This is a genomic window from Delftia sp. RIT313 (assembly GCF_000632165.1).
Lineage (GTDB): Bacteria > Pseudomonadota > Gammaproteobacteria > Burkholderiales > Burkholderiaceae_C > Comamonas > Comamonas acidovorans.
This window is the reverse complement of sequence record NZ_JFYT01000051.1, coordinates 33,664-51,775: the sequence shown is the minus strand read 5'-3', so window position 1 is coordinate 51,775 and position 18,112 is coordinate 33,664. Positions and strand designations below refer to the sequence as shown.

Genomic DNA, 18,112 nt, shown 5'->3' with positions numbered 1-18,112 from the left:
GCAAGCGTTCAAAGAAAGGCTGATGTGAGAATTTGTAGCACCATTCTCGGCGTCGCCCTGTCCTCCATGGCCTGGAACGCGTCCGCATTGTCGTTGGGCAGTCCTCGGGGCAACGTGGTGCTGGGCGCTCCGTTCGACCTGGTGGTGGGCTTGCAGCCCGATAGCGGAAACGACGCCGGCAGCTCCTGTGTGCGCGCCGAGCTGCTGGCCGGTGACAGGCCCATCGAATCCTCGCGCGTCAGTGTCAGCCCGACCTCGTCGGGCAAGGCGGTGCGGGTGCAGGCCCGCTATACGGTGGACGAGCCCATCGTGACGCTCAAGCTGTGGGCGGGCTGCGAAGGTGGCGGCATCAGCCGCAGCTATACGCTGCTGGCGCAGCTGCCAGATTCGGTGGACGCCACAGGCAACCAGCCCATCAATGTGCGTGAACTGGCAGCAGCCCAGCCTGCGCTGCCGACCGTGGGCGCCGCTGCAGCAGCCGGTGCTGGCGCTGGCGCTGGCGCTGGTGCAGCCGGTGTGGCTGGCACCGCTTCTGAATCCTCTTCGACACCCTCCCGCGCGGCCGCTGCCCGCAGTGCCCGGTCGGATGCCCGGCCTGCCACGGCGCCCGCTCCCAAGGAGGCGCAGCCCCAGCCCAAACCAAAGCCCAAGCCGAAACCCAAGGCCGCGGCCGAAAAGTCCAAGCCTCCCGTGGGTGTGACCGCCCAGGCCCAGGCCGGGCAGCTGCAGGCGGGCCTGCGCATCGAACCGCGCCTTCGCATGGAGCCGGTGGAGGAATGGCTGGGCACGGGCGGAACCCCGGGCGCCGCTGGAGCAGCCGGAACACCTGGAACACCCGAAGGCGGCGCCGCATCTGCGGCTCCCATGTTCGATGCCGGCAGCGAGCAGCTGGCCGAGGCCAACAAGCGCGTGCAGGCGCTGGAGGCCGAGATGGCGGCCTTCAAGAAGCGCGACGGCGTGGACCGTGGGCAACTGGCCCAGTTGCGGGCCGAGCTGGACGCAATGCGCCAGGAGTCCGGCGGCTCGTCCTGGCTGTTCAATGCGCTGCTGCTGGCCCTGATTGCCGCCGTGGCCGTGATCGGCTGGATGGCCTGGCGCATGCGCTCGGGTGCTTCGCTGTTCTCGCGCGAGCAAAACGCCTGGCGGGAATCGGTGGAGCGTTCGTCGCAGGACCCCGTGCCGTCGACCCCGCCCCATGTGCGCGATGACGAGATCCACACCCTGCCGCATTCCCTGGATCCCCATCGGCCCACGCGGCCCATGGCCCCCAGCCTGCGTGAGCACCGGCCTGCGGCACCGCAGCAGGATGACCGCCGGGGACCGGATACCCTGGCTTCGCCCTATGTGCAGCGCGGCGCCCAGATGCGCCCCGGCGTGACCTATGAGCTGCACGAGGATGTGGACCCTGGCGACTTCGGCCCGGCCACCATTCCCGTGCCTGTGTCCGTGCATGCCGAGCTGGAAACCGAGCCTGCGCCGCAGGCCCCGGCACCTGTGCGCACGTCTGCGCCCGAGGCCATCAAGGCCAGGCGCATGGTGCAGCCCGGCGAACTGTTCGACGTGCAGCAACAGGCGGAATTCTTCATCTCGGTGGGTGAACACCAGCAGGCCATCGAGCTGCTGCGCTCGCATATCGACACGCATGAGGATTCCTCGCCGCTGGCCTATCTGGAGCTGCTGCACCTGTACTACACGCTGAGCCGCCGCGACGATTTCGACCAGCTGCGCGCGCGTTTTGCCAGGCATTTCAACGCCCGTGTGCCGGCCATGCCGGGCTTCACCGACAAGGGCAGCAGCCTGCTGCAGGGCTATCCCGAGCAACTGGCACGCATCGAGGCCCTGTGGCCCGTGGACGAAGTCGAAACTTGCCTGGCGCACTACCTGTTCAAGCAGGACGGTGCACCCGACCCCGATGCGCCGGCCCCCTTCGATCTGGCCGCCTTCGACGACCTGCTGCTGTTGCTGTCCATTGCGCGCACCTCACCTGCCGGAACCCGCGGCGAATCCGGCCCGCGCGAGCGCACCACGCCGCGCATGGTGGCGGGCACGGCCGCAGCCGGCGCAGCCACGGCCGGCGCGGCTGACTTCACAGCGGCTGCAGAAACCACGCCGGCGCAGGCTCCTGCATCCGCAGCCACGGGCGTGGACTGGATGGCAGAGCTGCAGCCGCCGATAGAACCTGCACAGCCGCAGCCGGCCTCTGTGACGCCGCTGGAGCCGGGCCTGGAGTTCACCCCCATGGACACGCTGCCCCTGTCCACGGGTGCAGTCGGTGGCGGCGACAAGCCTGCGAGCGGCGCACCGGACTCGTTGTCCGCACCGCTGCACTTCGAGCTGCAGCCCCTGAACTTCGATCTGGATCAGGCCGGCCAACTGCCCGCAGGCCAGGTGCGCGCCGTGCCCCTGGGCGAGGCGCCTTCCTTCATCCACGATGAGTCGGCACCGCTGCTGGACATAGACCTCACGGACCTGGGCGAGAACGAGCTGCCGCATGTCGATGTGCCCTCGCGCTTTCCGCCCGTGACGCTGTCGATGCCCGGTTCGGGTGCCGTGGGTTTCAGCAGCCACAATCTCAAGGCGCCGCTGGACATGGACCTGGCGCTGGACAAGTGGGAGCTGGAGCCGCCCGACACCGTGCGTGAGCACCGTGGCCTGGACGAGCCGCTGAGCCGCTCGGTGGACATGCTGCTGTCGCGCGAGACCGACCCGGCCTTTCGTAGCTCACCACAGGCTCCGTCGCCGCAGGCAGACGACAAGGATCCGCCCAAGGGCTGAGGCAGTGAAAAAAAAGGGAGCATCTGCTCCCTTTTTTGTTGGGGTGCCCAGCAAGAACTCAGTCGGCAGCGTGCATGCTTGCGAGCAACTGCTGCGCCGCCGCTTCTGGATCCTCGGCATTGACCAGCGCCCGCACCACGGCCACCGAGCCTACGCCCGTGGCGCGCACGGCCGGGAACTGGTCGGCCGAGATGCCGCCGATGGCCACCAGCGGATAGCGCTGCATCAGGCGCACATAGGCGCTCAGGCGCGCCAGGCCCTGTGGAGCCGTGGCCATCTTCTTGAGCGTTGTGGGGAAGACGGCGCCCAGCGCGATGTAGCTGGGCTGCACCGCATGGGCGCGCACCATTTCGGCATAGCCATGCGTGCTCACGCCCAGGCGCAGGCCGGAGGCGTGGATGGCCTGCAGGTCGGCGCCGGCCAGCGCGTCCAGGTCTTCCTGGCCCACGTGCACGCCATAGGCGCCGGCATCGATGGCCTCGCGCCAGTGGTCGTTGATGAAGAGCAGGGCGCCCGTGCCTTCCACGGCGGCCACGGCGGCGCGCACTTCGCGGGCGATGGCGTCGCGGTCCTCGGACTTGAAGCGCAATTGCACGGTGGGCACACCGGCGCGGGCCATGCGGCCCACCCATTGCGCATCGGGCAGCACGCCGTACAGGCCCAGGGACCTTGGGCACTCCGGGAAGGCCAGTGCGGGATCGGCCCCCTCCAGGCCGAAGTCGCGCGGATCGTCGGGCCATAGCGTGGCCTCGAAGCGGCCCCTGCGCAGCGTCTGCGCCTGCCAGGCGCGGGCCAGCGTCTCGGCGTCGATGGCGATGAAGCCCAGCGCGCTGCAGGCCTGCAGTGCCGCAAGATAGGCCGGTTCCTGGCGCTGTGCCTGCGGCACGGGCTGCGAGGGCAGGGCGGAGCCTTCAGGGGCGAAGGTGGCGCCGTGCAGGCGCACGATGGCATCTGCCCAGGACTGGATGGAGTCGTTGCTCATGGCCGGTCTCCTCAGCCGTGGTGCCAGAACGGCGTGCCCAGCACGGGCGTGCTGGGCTGGGCGGCCGATTGCTCGGCCATGGCGCCGGCGCGGTGGGCGGCGTGGCCGGCGTTCACGGCATCGGCAAAGGCGCCGGCCATGGCCACTGGGTCTTCGGACAGGGCCACGGCCGTGTTCAGCAGCACGGCGTCATAGCCCCATTCCATGACCTGGCAGGCATGGGACGGGCGGCCCAGGCCCGCATCCACGATCAGCGGCACCTTCAGGCGCTCGCGCAGCGTCTGCATGGCGTAGGGGTTGACGGGGCCGCGGCCCGTGCCGATGGGCGCCGCCCAGGGCATGACGGCCTGGCAGCCCACATCCACCAGGCGCTGGCACAGCACCAGGTCCTCGGTGGTGTAGGGCAGGACCTGGAAGCCGTCCTTGATGAGGATGGAGGCGGCCTCGACCAGGTTCAGCGTGTCGGGCTGCAGGGTGTAGTCGTCGCCGATCAGCTCCAGCTTGATCCAGGGCGTCTCGAAGACTTCGCGCGCCATCTGGGCCGTGGTCACGGCTTCCTGCACGGTCATGCAGCCGGCGGTGTTGGGCAGCACGGGCACGTTGAGCTTTCTGAGCAGTTCCCAGAAGCTGGCACCGGTCTCGGCGGCATTGCTGCCCTGGCGGCGCAGCGAGGCCGTGACCATGGCCGGGCGGGCGCGCTGCACGGCAGCTTCCAGCACGGCGGGCGAGGGGTAGCGGGAGGTGCCCAGCAGCAGGCGGCTGTCAAAGCGCTGGCCGTACAGGACCAGGCTGTCGTCGGAGGAAGGGGCGGAAGTCGTCATGGCGTGAGGCAATGGGAGAGTCGGATGGGGCATCAGCCGCCGGTCACCGGCGAGATCACTTCGAGGCGGTCGCCGTCGTTCAGCGCCTGCTCGGCATAGCGGGCCTTGGGTACGAAGACGGTGTTGATGGCCACGGCAAAGGGCGGGCGCGGCGCAAGCTGGGCCAGCGCGTCGGCCACGGTGGCTCCGTCGCTCAGTTCGGTCGCTTGCTGGTTGATGGTGATGTTCATGGCGGCTGAGGGGAAACGAAAGGCGGGTACGGGGGGCTTGTTCGATCTTAGGCAGGGCCGGTCTTGTCGGCCCTGCATGCATGTCCGGTCTGTTGTGCGTGAAAGTGCCGTGCGTGCCGTTCAGGCGGCTGCCTTGTGCTGCGATGGCGCATGCTCGACGGCGACATCGAAGCGGCGGGCCAGTTCGGAATCACCGCTGTCGAGCAGCTCCAGCACCACGTCCAGCATGGCCGGCGCGATCATGAAGCCATGGCGGTACAGGCCGTTGACCTCCATCACGCGGGGCGCGCTCCAGCGCACGGCCGGCAGATTGTCGGGCAGGGTGGGGCGGCATTGGGTGGCGATCTCGACGATGCGTCCCTCGGCAAAACCCGGATGCACGGTGTAGGCGGCACTCAGCAGCTCCAGCGTGGAGCGCACGCTGGCCGGCGACATGTCGTCGGACTCGATCTCGGTGGCGCCGATGACGAAGAGGTGGTCCTCCTTGGGCGCAATGTAGATCGGGTAGCGCGGATGGATCAGGCGCGTGGGCCGCTGCAGCGTGACCTCGGGCGCGTGGATGCGCACCACCTCGCCGCGCACGCCGCGCAGCGCAGGCCACTGGCCGCGTGCGCCCAGGCCCCGGCAGTCCAGCACCCAGTCGGGCTGGCCCGGCGCGCCGGGTTGGAAGTCGGCCAGCTCGCGCGGCTGGTTCCAGTGCTGCTCCACGCCCAGGCGGGTCAGCGTGGCGTGGAGTGCGGCCAGCAGCTGGCGGTTGTCCAGCTGGCCTTCGCCCTGCAGGTACATGGCCTGGGCAAAGCGCCGCTCAAGCGCGGGCTCGCAGTCGTGCAGGGCCTGGTCGGCCAGCGGCTGCAGCGCGGGAAGGCTGGGGTTGATGCGGCGGTTTTTCTCCAGCAGGCCGAAGAAGCGCTGGGCATCGCCCGCGTCCTGGCGGTGCCAGAGGATAAGGGTGCCGTTTTGCTGGAAGAACACGGGCGCATCGAGCTGGGCCAGCAGTTCGGGCCAGCGCGTCAGGCCGTGCTGGCCCATGCGCACCACGCCGGGCTCGGTAATGGCCGATTCGGCCAGGGGCGCGAGCATGGCGGCTGCCACGCGGGCGGCAGCGCCATCGCCTTCGGGGCCGTGGGCGTCGTATACGGCAATGCCGTGGCCGCGACGGGCCAGCGCCAATGCCAGCAGCCGGCCCATGAGGCCGCCGCCCAGAATGGCGATGCGGGAAGAAGCTTGTAGAACGGACATGTGCATCTGGTGGTCAAGTGCGCCCATGCCCGTGGGACTGCCGGCCGGCTGTCCGCGCACAGGGCATGTGCTGGACAAAACGCGGCGTACCACCCCGATTGATTGAAACTCCCCACGCCAGCATGACCTGGATCGGGTGCAGGGGCGCTGCGCGGCAAGGTGCCTGTGGTGCAGGCTTGTGCGGCAGGGGGCTGGTCGCCCCGGGGCCCCAGGGTGTTTCTCAGTCACGCATCGGTGAGGCGGGTCAGGCCCTGTTTCACCGACGGGACACCCCTGTTTCGTCCGTCAGCAGGCATTACAGCACATCCCGCAGCTGCCGGTATTGACCATGCGCATGGGTGATAATTTTCGCCCATGACTGCCGACCACTCCCCTTCGACCGCCGCATCCCCCGAACCGGCTCCCGCCGCGCGCAAGCGCTATGCCCGCGTGCTCATCATCGCGGGCTCCGACAGCGGCGGCGGCGCCGGCATACAGGCCGACCTCAAGACCTGCAGCGCACTGGGCTGCTACGGCATGACGGCCATCACGGCCATCACCGTGCAGAACACGCTGGGCGTCAGCGGCATCCACGGCATTCCCGTGGACATACTGCGCGGCCAGATCGATGCGGTGGTCGAGGACATCGGCGCCGACGCCGTCAAGATCGGCATGCTGGCCACGCCCGAAGTGGTGCAGGTGGTGGCCGATGCCATCCGCCGCCACCAGTTGCGCAACGTGGTGCTGGACCCCGTGATGGTGGCCACCAGCGGCGACCGGCTGATCGCGCCGGAAACCGCCTCCGTGCTGGTGCGCGAACTGTTCCCCCTGGCCACCGTGGTCACGCCCAATCTGGACGAGGCGGCGCTGCTGCTGGGCCACTCCATTGAGGGCATAGACGCACTGGACGGCGCCGTGCAGGAACTGCTGGCGCTGGGCGCGCCGGCCGCCTTGCTCAAGGGCGGGCACTTGTCGGGCGATCTGGTGGTGGACCTGCTGGGCCATGGCAACGGCCAGCGGCTGCGCCTGCAGTCGCAGCGCATTGCCACGCACAACGGGCACGGCACGGGCTGCACGCTGTCTTCGGCGATTGCCTCGCACCTGGCACTGGGCCTGCCGCTGGAGGCGGCCGTGGCCCAGGCGCGCGATTACATCCTGGGCGCGATTGCGGCCGGTGCCGATGTGTTCACGGGCGCCGGCCATGGCCCGCTGAACCACGGCTATGCGCCGCGCGCGCAGGTCGTGGTCAACGGCTGAACGTCCAGCCAGACGTCCAGGGAATCAGCCCAGGTCACCAGCCCCAGGTCAGGCTGCGCGCCACCCAGCCCTTTTGGCCGTTGTCGCGCTGGACCTGGGCCCAGGAGCCCTGTTTCCTGAGCGTGCGCACCACTTCCATTTCAGCCAGCTTGCCCACCACGCGGTGGTTCTGGCCCGGGCCGGCGCGCAGGTTGGCGGTGCGCCCGGTCACCACCATGTGCGGGGTCTTGCCGGTCAGCGGCGCATGCACCCAGCCCAGCGTGCTCTCGTTGTCCCTGACGCGCAGCCATTGGCCCTTGCGCTGCACCACCTGCAGCGGATAGCCCTTGCCCAGTTCCCACAGCGTGGCCGAGCGCGTGGTGGGCTGCTGCCGCACATTGACGCTGGTGCCCTTGACGCTGACGAACTCGCGCGCATGGGCGACGGCCGGGGCCAGGGTGGTGGTGAGGACGGCGAGGGCGGTGGCGGCTGCGGCCAGCCAGCGGGCGGCACGGCGTTGATTGCAAGGCACGGGAACGGGTCTCCTTTCGTTCGAGGTCGGCTGGCGCGCGGAGACTTTCCAGCGCGGGCCGAGCCCAGGGAAAGCGCGTGGGATCAGGCGATGCCGCTATAGTTCCTGAATGAAACTGACGGGCGGCACCCCGGGTTCGCCTGCAATCGCCCGGGCTTGCCGTACGCTTGCCGCACCACAGTGTTTTCCAGGAGGGCTTGTATGCACCATGCTGTTTCCCGATCCGGCGCGCAGGGCCGGCACGCGGCGATTCTGACGGCCTGCCTTGCGGCAGGACTGGCGGATGTCCAGGCGCAGGAGGCCCAGGCCGTTGCCGCAGCCGCCGAGGGCCGCGACGCGGCCAAGGCGCAGGAGGGTGTGGTGAACCGCCCCGAATTCGGCCCCGCGCTGCTGGCGGCCGCCCAGGCGGGCGAAGCGCTGCAGGTGCGCGACTGGCTCAAGCGCGGCGCGCCGGTGGATGTGCGTGATCCGCAGGGCAACACGCCGCTGCTGCTGGCCGTGCGCGGCAACCATGTCGAGGTCGCGCGCTCCTTGCTGGTCCACGGGGCCAATCCCAATCTCAAGAACGACCTGCAGGACAGCGCCTATCTGCTGGCCGGTGCCCTGGGCCGGCTGGAAATCCTGCGCATGACACTGTCCTATGGTGCCGACCTGCAAAGCGTCAACCGCTACGGCGGCACGGCGCTGATCCCCGCCTGCGAGCGCGGCCACGTCGATACCGTGCAGGCCTTGCTGGCTGCCGGTGTGCGGGCCGACCATGTGAACCGGCTGGGCTGGACCTGCCTGCTCGAAGCCGTTTTGCTGGGCGATGGTGGCCCGCGCTACCAAGACATCGTGCGCCAGCTGATCACGGCGAAGGCGGACCTCAGCCTGCCCGACAAGGATGGCGTCACGGCCCTGGCCCACGCCCGCCAGCGCAGCCAGCATGAGGTGGAGCGGCTGCTGCAGGAGGCGGGAGCGCGCTGATCGGCGCAAACGAAAACGCCTGAGATCGAGGTCTGAACACCAGAATCAGACGGATCTGATTGCTTGGGAAAGGTCTTGTTGCAAATGATTTCCATTTTCAACAAAGGCCCTTGCCATGCGCACTTCAGATTGCCGTTCCCGACCTTTCGTCTCCGGCCCCCAGTCATGCCTTTATTCGGTCTTCACTGCGGCGCTGGTCACACCCGCATACGCGCAGGATGTGCCCCCTGAGGATCGCCAGGTCCAGCTGGCGCCGGTCACCGTTTCGGGACCGCGCACCACCGGCTCGCGCACCGAGGCATCCGACTCGGTCAAGTACGCCAAGCCGCTGCTGGACGTGCCCCAGACCATTACGGTGGTACCGGGGCAGGTGCTCCAGGAACAGAACGCCCTGAGCCTGCAGCAGGCGCTGTCCAATGTGTCGGGCATCACCTTCAATGCGGGCGAGGGCGGTGCGGGCTCGGGCGACAGCATCAACATCCGCGGCTTCAGCGCCAACGCCAACCTGCAGATCGACGGGCTGCGCGACAGTGGGCAGAACAACCGCAGCGACCTCTTCAACACGGGGTCTGTCGAAGTCATCAAGGGCCCGAACTCGGTCTTTGGCGGGGCAGGCACCTCGGGCGGCAGCATCAACATGATCAGCAAGCAGCCCAAGGCCCATGACTTCACCGAGGCCGACGCAGGCCTGGGCACGGCCAGCTACCGGCGCCTCACGCTCGACACCAACCGGGTGCTGGCTGGCGGCAAGGCCGCCATGCGCCTGAACCTCATGGGCCATGACAGCGACGTGGCCGGGCGCGACACCATCTTCAAGCGGCGCTGGGGTGTGGCGCCCTCGCTGGCTCTGGGATTGAATTCGCCCACGCGCGTGACTCTCAGCTTCTTCCACCAGAACGATGACAATCTTCCTGACTTTGGCGTGCCGGCCTTTCGCGGCAAGATGCTCGATGGCGTCTCGCGCAATGCCTACTTCGGATGGCGCAACCTTGACCGGGAAAAGATCAGCCAGGATGCCCTGACCGCGAAGATCGAGCATGACTTCGCCTCGGGCGCCAAGCTGCAGAACCTCTCGCGCTACTCGCGGCTGAGCCGCGATACCGTGATCTCTGCCTCGCATGTCGATCTCCGGGGCATGCAGCCTGGCTACTACCGGCCCGCAGGGCCCCAGGCCTATGGCCGCGATGCGGCCACCACCCTGTGGATCAACCAGACCAACCTGACCCAGCGCTTCGACACAGGCGTGCTGGGGCATACGCTGATCACGGGCTTCGAGATCGCGCGCGAGACCTATGACCGCACCACCTCTTCCTACAACATCAACCGGCAGTTCCCGGCCGGCGGCTATCCGCTGGCCCGTCCGCCCGGATACTGGACGGGCACGACGGACTTGCAAAACAGCGGAAGGAACGAAACCAGCCTGGACACCCGCGCGCTGTATGCCACCGACTCCATTGCGCTGGGTCCGCGCTGGGATCTGAACCTGGGCCTGCGCTATGACTGGATCAACGGGCGCTCCAACGCCACAACGTCCGCTGGCGTGCGCACCTCGGTGGACAGCTCCGACGGCCGGCTCAGCGGCCGCACGGCCCTGAGCTTCAAGCCCGCCGACAACGGCCGCATCTACCTGGCCTACGGAACGGCCTTCAACCCTTCCGCCGAATTCCTGGTCTCCACGGGCTCGGGCCTGGATGCGGCCACGGCCTCGCTGGCACCCGAGAAGAACACCAGCCTGGAACTGGGAACCAAGTGGGATGTGCTGGACCGCCAGCTGGCGCTGACCGGCGCCCTGTTCCAGGTGGACAAGACCAATGCCCGAGAGCAGATGGCCGATGGCAGCTATCTGCTGGCCGGAGAGCAGCGCGTGCGCGGGCTGGAGCTCGGTGCCGCAGGCAAGGTGACGCCGCAATGGGATGTCTTCGCCAACTACACCTTCATGGCCAGCAAGACCCTCAAGTCATTGAACGAGCCTGCGCGTGTGGGCCAGGCGCTGGGCAATACGCCGCGCCATTCGCTGAACCTGTGGACCACCTATGCATTGCCCCAAGGCTGGACGGTGGGCTATGGGGTGCGCTTCGTGGGCACGCGCAATGTCACCTCGGCAGGCGATGGGAAACTCTCTGCCTATTGGGTGCACAGCGCCATGGTCGGCTATGAACTCAACCGGCAATGGAAGCTCAGGCTCAATCTCGAAAACATCGGCAACAAGGCCTATGTGGCCGGCGTGCGCCAGCGCCTGGGCGAGCAGTCGCGTTCCTCGGCCGTTGAATACGGCGAAGGCCGCACGGCCAGGGTAACGGCAACCTATCAGTTCTGAAGTGCCGGATTGCCTGGGGCCCGACGCTCAGCGTGTCGGCCGCAGGCAACAATGCGTGCAAGCTGCCCCCAGAGGGCAGCTTTTGTTTTTGACAGGGTCGTCGGACAAAAAAAGAGCCCGCACAAGGCGGGCTGGTGATGGTCAGGCCGGCGGCAAAAACCGCCGACTCGTACGCATCTTACTGGATCTTGGCCTTTTCGCGCAGCGATTCCTGGAATTGCGCCAGCTTTTGCTGTTGCAGCTGCTGCACGATCTGGGGCTTGACTTCCTCGAACTTGGGCAGTTCGGCCTGACGTGCGTCGTCCAGGCGGATGATGTGGTAGCCGAACTGGGTCTTGACCGGCTCCTGGGTCATGCCACCCTTTTCGAGCTTGATCAGGGCTTCGGAGAACTCGGGCACGTAGTTGCCGGGGTTGGCCCAATCGAGGTCACCGCCACGGGCGCCGGATCCGGGGTCCTTGGACTCCTTCTTGGCGATGTCTTCAAACTTCTTGCCGGCCTTGATCTCGGCAATGATGGCCTTGGCGCGGTCTTCCGACTCGACCAGGATGTGGCTGGCCTTGTATTCCTTGCCGCTGTTGGCAGCGACGGCCTTGTCGTACTCGGCCTTGGCTTCGGCGTCGGTCACGGGGTTCTTCTTCTGGAAGTCCTCGAACAGCGCGCGGATCAGGATGGTCTGGCGTGCCAGTTCCATCTGCTGCTTGTAGGCTTCGCTGTTGGCCAGGCTGCGCTTGTTGGCTTCCTGCATGAAGATCTCGCGGGCGATGACTTCTTCCTTGATCTGCCCTTCCAGCTCGGGCGTCACGGGGCGGCCGCTTTGCTCGATCTGTTGCTTGAGCGCTTCGGCGCGTGCCTTGGGCACAGCCTTGCCGTTGACGACGGCGATGTTCTGGGCCGAGGCGGACAGGGCCGCGGTGCTCAGCACGGCGGCAGTCACCAGGCTGGTCAGAAGCTGTTTTTTCATGCGAATTCCAGATATGAAGGAAAAATTGATTCTATAGCGCGGATACGCAACAGGCTCCGAATCGTCGGAGCCTGTAAAAGTTCAAAGAACCTCGATGGCGATGGCGTGTGCGCCCTGGTCAATGAATTCTTGCAGCGCATCATACACAAGGCGATGGCGTGCCACGCGTGGCTTGCCTTGAAACAAAGGTGACGCAATGCGCACGCGGAAATGCGTGCCGAAGCCGGTGCCGTTGGCGCCCACATGGCCGGCGTGCTGGTGGCTCTCGTCGATCACTTCCAGGTGATCGGGGGCGAGGCGCTCGCGCAGCACGGCCTGCATGGCTTCGGCGGTGATGGGCAGCGGATGGGCGGGCGCGCTCATGGCTGCTTGTCCTGCTGCACGCCAGACGGGGGCAGGGCGTCGGGCGTGGCGGCTGCTGCCTCGCCCTTGTCTTCCTGCATGAAGCGGCTCATGTAGATGGCCTGGCCGATCACGAAGACCAGCATCAGCCCCATGCCGCCGAACAGCTTGAAGTTGACCCAGGTGTCGGTGTCGAAGCGGTAGGCGATGACCAGGTTGAGCGCGCCCATGACCGCGAAGAACGCCGCCCAGCTCCAGTTCAGGGTGCGCCATGCGTCGTCGGGCAGTTGCAGCTGCGCGCCCATGACCGAGCGCAGCAGGTTCTTGCGGAACACCAGCTGGCCTATCAACAGGGCGCTGCCCATGAGCCAGTACAGCACGGTGGGCTTCCACTTGATGAAGGTGTCGTTGTGGGCCAGCAAGGTGGCGCCGCCGAACAGCACGATCACGCCCAGGCTCACCCATTGCATGGGCTCGACCTTGCCGTGGCGCACGCGCAGATAGGCGATCTGGGCAATGGTGGCGACGATGGCCACGGCCGTTGCCGTGTAGATGCCCCAGACCTTGAAGGCGACGAAGAACAGGATGATGGGGAAAAAGTCGATCAGTAACTTCATTGGAAGGTTTCGATGGGCTTGGAGTCAGGCATGGGGCCTGAGCTTGGCAGGCGCATTGTGGCGCAGCCGGCGCGGCCCGGCATCGGTGCAGGGCCGCGTGGCCTGGGGTTTTTGCGGGCCTGGAGCCTAGGCCTTGGGCGGCTCGAATTCCAGCGATGCGGAATTCATGCAGTAGCGCAGTCCTGTGTCGGAGGGGCCGTCGGGGAATACATGCCCCAGGTGGGCGCCGCACTGGCTGCAGACGGTTTCGGTGCGCACCATGCCGTGGCTGCGGTCCACGATTTCGGTGATGGCGCCGGGGATGGCGCGGTCGAAGCTGGGCCAGCCGCAGCCGGCGTCGAACTTGGTGTCGGAGTCGAACAGCTTGCTGCCGCAGCAGATGCAGTGGTAGCTGCCATCGGCCCAGAACTGCTCATAGCGGCCGGTGAACGGGCGCTCGGTGGCTGCATGGCGTGTCACCTGGAAGGCGGCAGGTTCGGCGCCCTTGGCCTGCAGCTCGGCCTGCCATTCCTGTTCGGTCTTGTGGATGGGAAAGCTCATGATGAACAGCTGATCTCGATGGAGGAAGCCCAGTCGGGCGGGAAGCCTGCCCATTCGGCATGCTCGGCGTGGGGGTCGAACGGAGTCTGCAGCACAGCCAGCAATTGGCGCACAGGAGCGAAGTCACCGGCCTTTGCGGCGCGGATGGTCATCTCGCCCAGGTGGTTGCGCAGCACGAAGCGCGGATTCGATTCTTGCATCAAAGCGGCGGCCGCCGCGGCATCCGTGCCTGCCAGGTGCCGTGCGTACAGGGCTGCCCAGCGGTCGAAGGCCTCGCGGTCCAGCACCAGGTCGCGCACGGGCTCGAGGTCGAGGTCCGTGCCGGCACCGGCACCCCCAGCCACCGCATCGGTCAGGCGGCTGAAGAAGATGGTGTAGTCCACCGCGTTGTCGGCCATGAGCTGCAGCAGCGGGTTCACCACGGCGGCAAAGCGCCCCTCGGCGGGGGGCGTGCCTGGCGCATCTTCTGGCAGGCCCAGCTTGCGTAGCATGAGGGCGCCATAGGCCTGCGGAAACACCTGCTTATATGACTCCAGCGCTGCAATGGTCAGTTCCTCTTCGCCGATCAGCGGCAGCAGGGCCTGGCCCAGGCAGTACAGGTTCCAGTAGGCCACCTGGGGCTGGCGGTTGAAGGCGTAGCGGCCCTGGGTGTCGCTGTGGTTGCAGATGTGGCCGGGGTTGAAGGCATCGAGGAACTGGAAGGGCCCGTAGTCGATGGTCAGGCCCAGGATGCTCATGTTGTCGGTGTTCATCACGCCATGGCAAAAGCCCACGGCCTGCCAGTGCGCCAGCAGCCGCGCCGTGCGCTCGCTCACGGCCTGCAGGAAGTTGGCGTAGGCGTTGCCGGCCAGTGCCTCGGCCGTGCGGCATTCGGGGTAGTAGCGGTCGATCACGTAGTCGGCCAGCTGGCGCAAAGGCGCTATCTGGTCGCGCGCCGCAAAGTGCTCGAAGTGGCCGAAGCGTATGAAGCTGGGCGCCACGCGTGCCACCACGGCAGCGGTCTCGATCTCTTCGCGGCGAATGGGGGCGGGCGATCCGGTGAGGCTCAGCGCGCGCGTGGTGGGAATGCCCAGGGCGTGCATGGCCTCGCTGCACAGGAACTCGCGGATGGACGAGCGCAGCACGGCGCGCCCGTCGCCCATGCGCGAGTAGGGCGTGCGGCCCGCGCCCTTGAGCTGGATTTCCTGGCCCGAGGCGGTCTCACCCAGCAAGATGGCACGGCCGTCGCCAAGCTGGCCGGCCCAGACGCCGAACTGGTGGCCGCTGTAGACGCTGGCCAGCGGATGGCTGCCGGGCAGCACGGCATTGCCGGTGAGCGCCTGCAGGGCCTCATCGGAGGCCAGCCACTGCGGGTCCAGGCCCAGCAGCTCGGCGATGCCGGTGCTGGTGGCAATCCAGTGCGGCTCGGGCAGCGGCGTGGGGCGCAGATGGGTGAAGAAGTCCGGGCCCAGGGCGGCGAAGCCGTCTTGCCAGGAGATGGGAGGGCGTGGGGAGGTCGCCGGAGCCTGGCCTTCGGCGGCAGCATGCAGGTTCATGCGGGAATTGTCCCCCAGCGCCTATGCCCCGTGGGGCGCAAGGTTCATGCGCGCATTCACCGCATGCATTCACGCACGCAGTTGCTGCCGGTACTGGCCCGGCGGCATGCCGAACCAGCGGCGGCAGGCGCGAAAGAGGTTGCTCTGGTCCACAAAGCCCAGCAGGTCGGCCACCTCGGCCAGGCTGCGGCGCGGCTCGCCCAGGTACTGCAGGGCCAGCTCGCGCCGGGTTTCGTCCAGCAGTTGCTGGTAGCTGGTGTCTTCGGCCTGCAGGCGGCGCTGCAAGGTGCGGTCGGTCAGGCCCAGCAGGCTGGCCACGTCTTCGCGGCGCGGCTCGCCCTGGGGCAGCAGGCGCGCGATCTCGTGGCGCACGCGCGCGCCCACGCCGGCTTGGCCCAGGTGGTCGAGTTCGGTTTCGACCAGCTTTTCGTGCAGTGCCAGCAGTTCGGGGTTGTGCGTGGGAATGGGGGCGAGCAGGTCGGCCTCGGACAGCAGGAAGCGGTTCGCGTCCTCGCCGAAGCGCGGCAGCAGGCCGAAGGCCGCGCGGTAGGCGGCCTCGTGCGAGGGGGCGGGCGCCTCGGCCATGAATTCCACGGCCAGCGGCCGGACATCGCGCCGCGTCAGCCAGTTGCACAGCACCAGCAGCGTGAGCACGGCGAACTCCACGCGCTGGCGCGGCACGGGCCGTGTGGCGCCGATGTGATGTATGGACAGCCAGTAGCCGCGCGCATCGCGCTCCAGCGTGAAGGACGTTGCATCCGAGATCACGGCCATGTGGCGTTCCAGGTCGCGGAAGCCGGCCAGCAGGTGCGGGCCCGAAGCCAGCGAGTAGCCGACCAGATCGATGTTGCCGTGGCGCGCGGCCAGTTGCCGGTCCAGCCCCAGCGTGGGATTGGCGGACTGGGCCACGGCCAGCTCCCAGAGCCGGCTCACTCGGTCCACATCGGTACGGGTCTGCGAATGCTGCAGTGCGGCAAGGTCGATATCGGCTGCGGCGCACAGGCTTTGCGGGGCCAGCCCTTCGGTGGCCATCATGTCCAGGATGCCGCGCACCCAGGCGGCGGAGCTGCTGCGCTGCGTTGTCATGACCGGGTTTTCCTGGGCCATTCGGGGCGCTGTTTGCGTTCTGAAGTCACTGTTTTGGCGTGGTTGCGATAGCGGCGTTTTGCCGCGCTGTTCCTAGAATTTTTGCAGCGCGGCGAACGACTGCGCAGTGTGACCCATGGGCCCGGCGCGGCCCATACGGGAAACCCCAAAAACCATTCAGGAGACAAGCATGCGCACAGGACAGCGGTGGATGGCTGGCGGCATACGCCTGGCCGTGGGTTCAATGGCTTTGTGGCTCGCGGCCTGCGGCGGCTCGGGCGGCGGAGGTCCCGAACTGCGCGAGACGGCCTACGGCCCCTTGCGCGGCGTGGACGATGGCGCCGCCACGGGCACCTATTACTGGAAGGGCGTGCCCTTTGCCCAGGCCCCCGTGGGCGCGCTGCGCTGGCAGCCGCCGGCCGAACCCAAGGCCTGGGAGGGCGTGCGCGAGGCGCGCCAGTTCGGCAATGCCTGCCTGCAGATCGGGCGCATGTACGGCCCGGGAGCCAACAACCGCTTCGACGACACCATCGCCTCCACCCTGGGCCAGCCCGTGGGCAGCGAGGACTGCCTGACGCTCAACATCTGGCGCCCGGCCAGCGGCGCCGAGAAGCTGCCGGTGCTGGTGTTCATCCACGGCGGCAGCGCCATCTCGGGCTATACGGCCGATCCGCTGTATGACGGCGCGGCCCTGGCACGCGCCGCCAATGCCGTGGTGGTGACGGCCAACTACCGGCTGGACATCCTGGGCTACATGCACATGCCGCAGATGCAGGCCGGCGCGCCGGCCACGGGCAACTTCGCGCTGCTGGACAACCTGCAGGCGCTGCGCTTTGTTCAACGCAATATCGCGGGCTTTGGCGGCGATCCGGGCAATGTCACGCTCATGGGCCAGTCGGCAGGTGCCACCAATGTGCTGGCGCTGCTGGCGGCCGAGTCGGCGCGCGGCCTGTTCCACAGGCTGGTGCCCATCAGCGGCGGGCTGTCGCTTCCATCCAATCTGCCGGCCGGCGTGCTGGCCACGCTCAAGCCGGCTTCGGCCTACGCCACCCAGTCCGCGCTGCTGCTGGCCCATCTGATGGTGGCCGATGGGCTGGCTGCCGATGTGGCGGCTGCGGCCACGGTGGCTGCCGGCTGGACACCGGCGCAGATTGCGGCCTACCTGCGCGGCAAGGATGCGCGCGTGCTGCTGCAGACCCTGGTGGCCAAGGGCCTGACGGGCGCGGGACCGATTCCCGACGGCCTGCTGCTGCCCACCGATCCCATGGCCGCGCTGGCTGCGGGCCAATACAACCGCATGCCCGTGATGGCCGGCTACACGGCCGAGGAGGGCAAGCTGTTCGCGCCCCTGCTGGCGGCGCTGGGCGGCAAGCCGGGCTTCAGGATCGATGATGCGGCGCGCTTTCGCATGATGCAGTCCTTCGATGCGCAGTCGCCCAACGCGCCGGGCCTGGCCGAAATCATCGATGCCGCCTACCTGCCCGTCGATACGCCGGTCACGGGCTACAACGCCCGCATGGCGCAGCTGACCCATCTGTTCGCCGATCCCAGCCGCGACCAGTTGCTCAACACGCTGCGCACGCGCCAGGCCGAGGTCTGGAGCTACCGCTTCGACTGGGCGCGCCAGCCCGCCCCCTGGAACACGGTCTACGGCGCGGCCCATGCGTTCGATCTGCCCTTTCTCTTCGGCAACTTCGGGCCATCCGTGTTCTCCCGCGTGACCAACAGCACGGCCAATGCCCCGGGCCGGCTGGCGCTGTCGAACGCCATGATGGCCAGCCTCAAGGCCTTCATGCAGACCGGCAGTCCGCAGAACGCGGCCCTGGGCCAGACATGGAAGCCCTGGCCGTCCAGCCTGATCTTTGATGCCGAGCCGGGCGCGACCAGCATCCGGCTGCAGTGAGAGAACTGATGGACGGGCCGATGAGCGAGTAGATGAGCGAGCAGGGGC

At 67.8% G+C, this 18,112-nt stretch carries 16 protein-coding genes; 5 read left to right on the top strand and 11 right to left on the bottom strand.

Going from position 1 to position 18,112, the window contains the following annotated elements:
* The first annotated feature begins 66 nt into the window (after window positions 1-66).
* Complete coding sequence (locus BW39_RS15315; RefSeq protein ID WP_043822754.1) at window positions 67-2,775, top strand: type IV pilus assembly protein FimV; 2,709 nt, start codon at window positions 67-69, stop codon at window positions 2,773-2,775.
* Between the two features lie 58 nt (window positions 2,776-2,833).
* Here the strand turns inward: BW39_RS15315 and thiE are convergent, their stop codons facing one another.
* The 4 genes from thiE to BW39_RS15295 form a co-directional block, all read right to left on the bottom strand.
* Window positions 2,834-3,757: a thiamine phosphate synthase gene (thiE, locus tag BW39_RS15310; RefSeq protein WP_043822753.1), complete on the bottom strand. Its 924-nt coding sequence runs from the start codon at window positions 3,755-3,757 to the stop codon at window positions 2,834-2,836.
* Window positions 3,758-3,768: 11 nt separating this feature from the next.
* The gene (locus BW39_RS15305) at window positions 3,769-4,578 is read right to left on the bottom strand and encodes a thiazole synthase (protein WP_013802786.1); all 810 of its coding nucleotides are present in this window, start codon (window positions 4,576-4,578) and stop codon (window positions 3,769-3,771) included.
* A 32-nt stretch (window positions 4,579-4,610) separates the two neighbouring features.
* Complete coding sequence (thiS, locus tag BW39_RS15300; RefSeq protein ID WP_012205130.1) at window positions 4,611-4,808, bottom strand: sulfur carrier protein ThiS; 198 nt, start codon at window positions 4,806-4,808, stop codon at window positions 4,611-4,613.
* 120 nt (window positions 4,809-4,928) lie between these two features.
* On the bottom strand, window positions 4,929-6,047 hold the full coding sequence (locus BW39_RS15295) for an FAD-dependent oxidoreductase (protein WP_081816217.1): 1,119 nt from the start codon (window positions 6,045-6,047) through the stop codon (window positions 4,929-4,931).
* A 354-nt stretch (window positions 6,048-6,401) separates the two neighbouring features.
* On the opposite strand from BW39_RS15295, the gene thiD reads away from it, so the two are divergent.
* Window positions 6,402-7,283 (top strand): bifunctional hydroxymethylpyrimidine kinase/phosphomethylpyrimidine kinase, encoded by an 882-nt coding sequence (gene thiD / locus BW39_RS15290; RefSeq protein WP_043822751.1) that lies wholly within the window; start codon window positions 6,402-6,404, stop codon window positions 7,281-7,283.
* Window positions 7,284-7,317: 34 nt separating this feature from the next.
* Here the strand turns inward: thiD and BW39_RS15285 are convergent, their stop codons facing one another.
* Entirely contained in the window at window positions 7,318-7,794 is a 477-nt protein-coding gene (locus BW39_RS15285; protein WP_012205133.1) for an SH3 domain-containing protein, read from the bottom strand.
* Between the two features lie 201 nt (window positions 7,795-7,995).
* Between BW39_RS15285 and BW39_RS15280 the strand changes: the two genes are divergently transcribed.
* The gene (locus tag BW39_RS15280) at window positions 7,996-8,760 is read left to right on the top strand and encodes an ankyrin repeat domain-containing protein (RefSeq protein ID WP_012205134.1); all 765 of its coding nucleotides are present in this window, start codon (window positions 7,996-7,998) and stop codon (window positions 8,758-8,760) included.
* Between the two features lie 115 nt (window positions 8,761-8,875).
* Window positions 8,876-11,077 (top strand): TonB-dependent receptor, encoded by a 2,202-nt coding sequence (locus tag BW39_RS15275; protein WP_043822749.1) that lies wholly within the window; start codon window positions 8,876-8,878, stop codon window positions 11,075-11,077.
* Window positions 11,078-11,255: 178 nt separating this feature from the next.
* On the opposite strand, the gene BW39_RS15270 is transcribed toward BW39_RS15275, so the two are convergent.
* The 6 genes from BW39_RS15270 to BW39_RS15245 form a co-directional block, all read right to left on the bottom strand.
* Complete coding sequence (locus tag BW39_RS15270; RefSeq protein WP_012205136.1) at window positions 11,256-12,041, bottom strand: foldase protein PrsA; 786 nt, start codon at window positions 12,039-12,041, stop codon at window positions 11,256-11,258.
* A gap of 81 nt (window positions 12,042-12,122) precedes the next feature.
* Window positions 12,123-12,404: a BolA family protein gene (locus BW39_RS15265; protein WP_013802780.1), complete on the bottom strand. Its 282-nt coding sequence runs from the start codon at window positions 12,402-12,404 to the stop codon at window positions 12,123-12,125.
* The gene (locus BW39_RS15260) at window positions 12,401-13,000 is read right to left on the bottom strand and encodes a septation protein A (protein WP_043822747.1); all 600 of its coding nucleotides are present in this window, start codon (window positions 12,998-13,000) and stop codon (window positions 12,401-12,403) included. The genes BW39_RS15265 and BW39_RS15260 overlap by 4 nt, the downstream gene beginning before the upstream one ends.
* A 126-nt stretch (window positions 13,001-13,126) precedes the next feature.
* Complete coding sequence (gene msrB, locus BW39_RS15255; RefSeq protein WP_012205139.1) at window positions 13,127-13,540, bottom strand: peptide-methionine (R)-S-oxide reductase MsrB; 414 nt, start codon at window positions 13,538-13,540, stop codon at window positions 13,127-13,129.
* Window positions 13,537-15,075 (bottom strand): protein adenylyltransferase SelO, encoded by a 1,539-nt coding sequence (locus tag BW39_RS15250; RefSeq protein ID WP_043822746.1) that lies wholly within the window; start codon window positions 15,073-15,075, stop codon window positions 13,537-13,539. Before BW39_RS15250 ends, msrB begins: the two co-directional genes overlap by 4 nt.
* 69 nt (window positions 15,076-15,144) lie before the next feature.
* Window positions 15,145-16,161: an AraC family transcriptional regulator gene (locus tag BW39_RS15245; protein ID WP_043822774.1), complete on the bottom strand. Its 1,017-nt coding sequence runs from the start codon at window positions 16,159-16,161 to the stop codon at window positions 15,145-15,147.
* 190 nt (window positions 16,162-16,351) lie between these two features.
* Between BW39_RS15245 and BW39_RS15240 the strand changes: the two genes are divergently transcribed.
* Window positions 16,352-18,064: a carboxylesterase/lipase family protein gene (locus tag BW39_RS15240; protein ID WP_043822745.1), complete on the top strand. Its 1,713-nt coding sequence runs from the start codon at window positions 16,352-16,354 to the stop codon at window positions 18,062-18,064.
* Window positions 18,065-18,112: the final 48 nt, after the last annotated feature.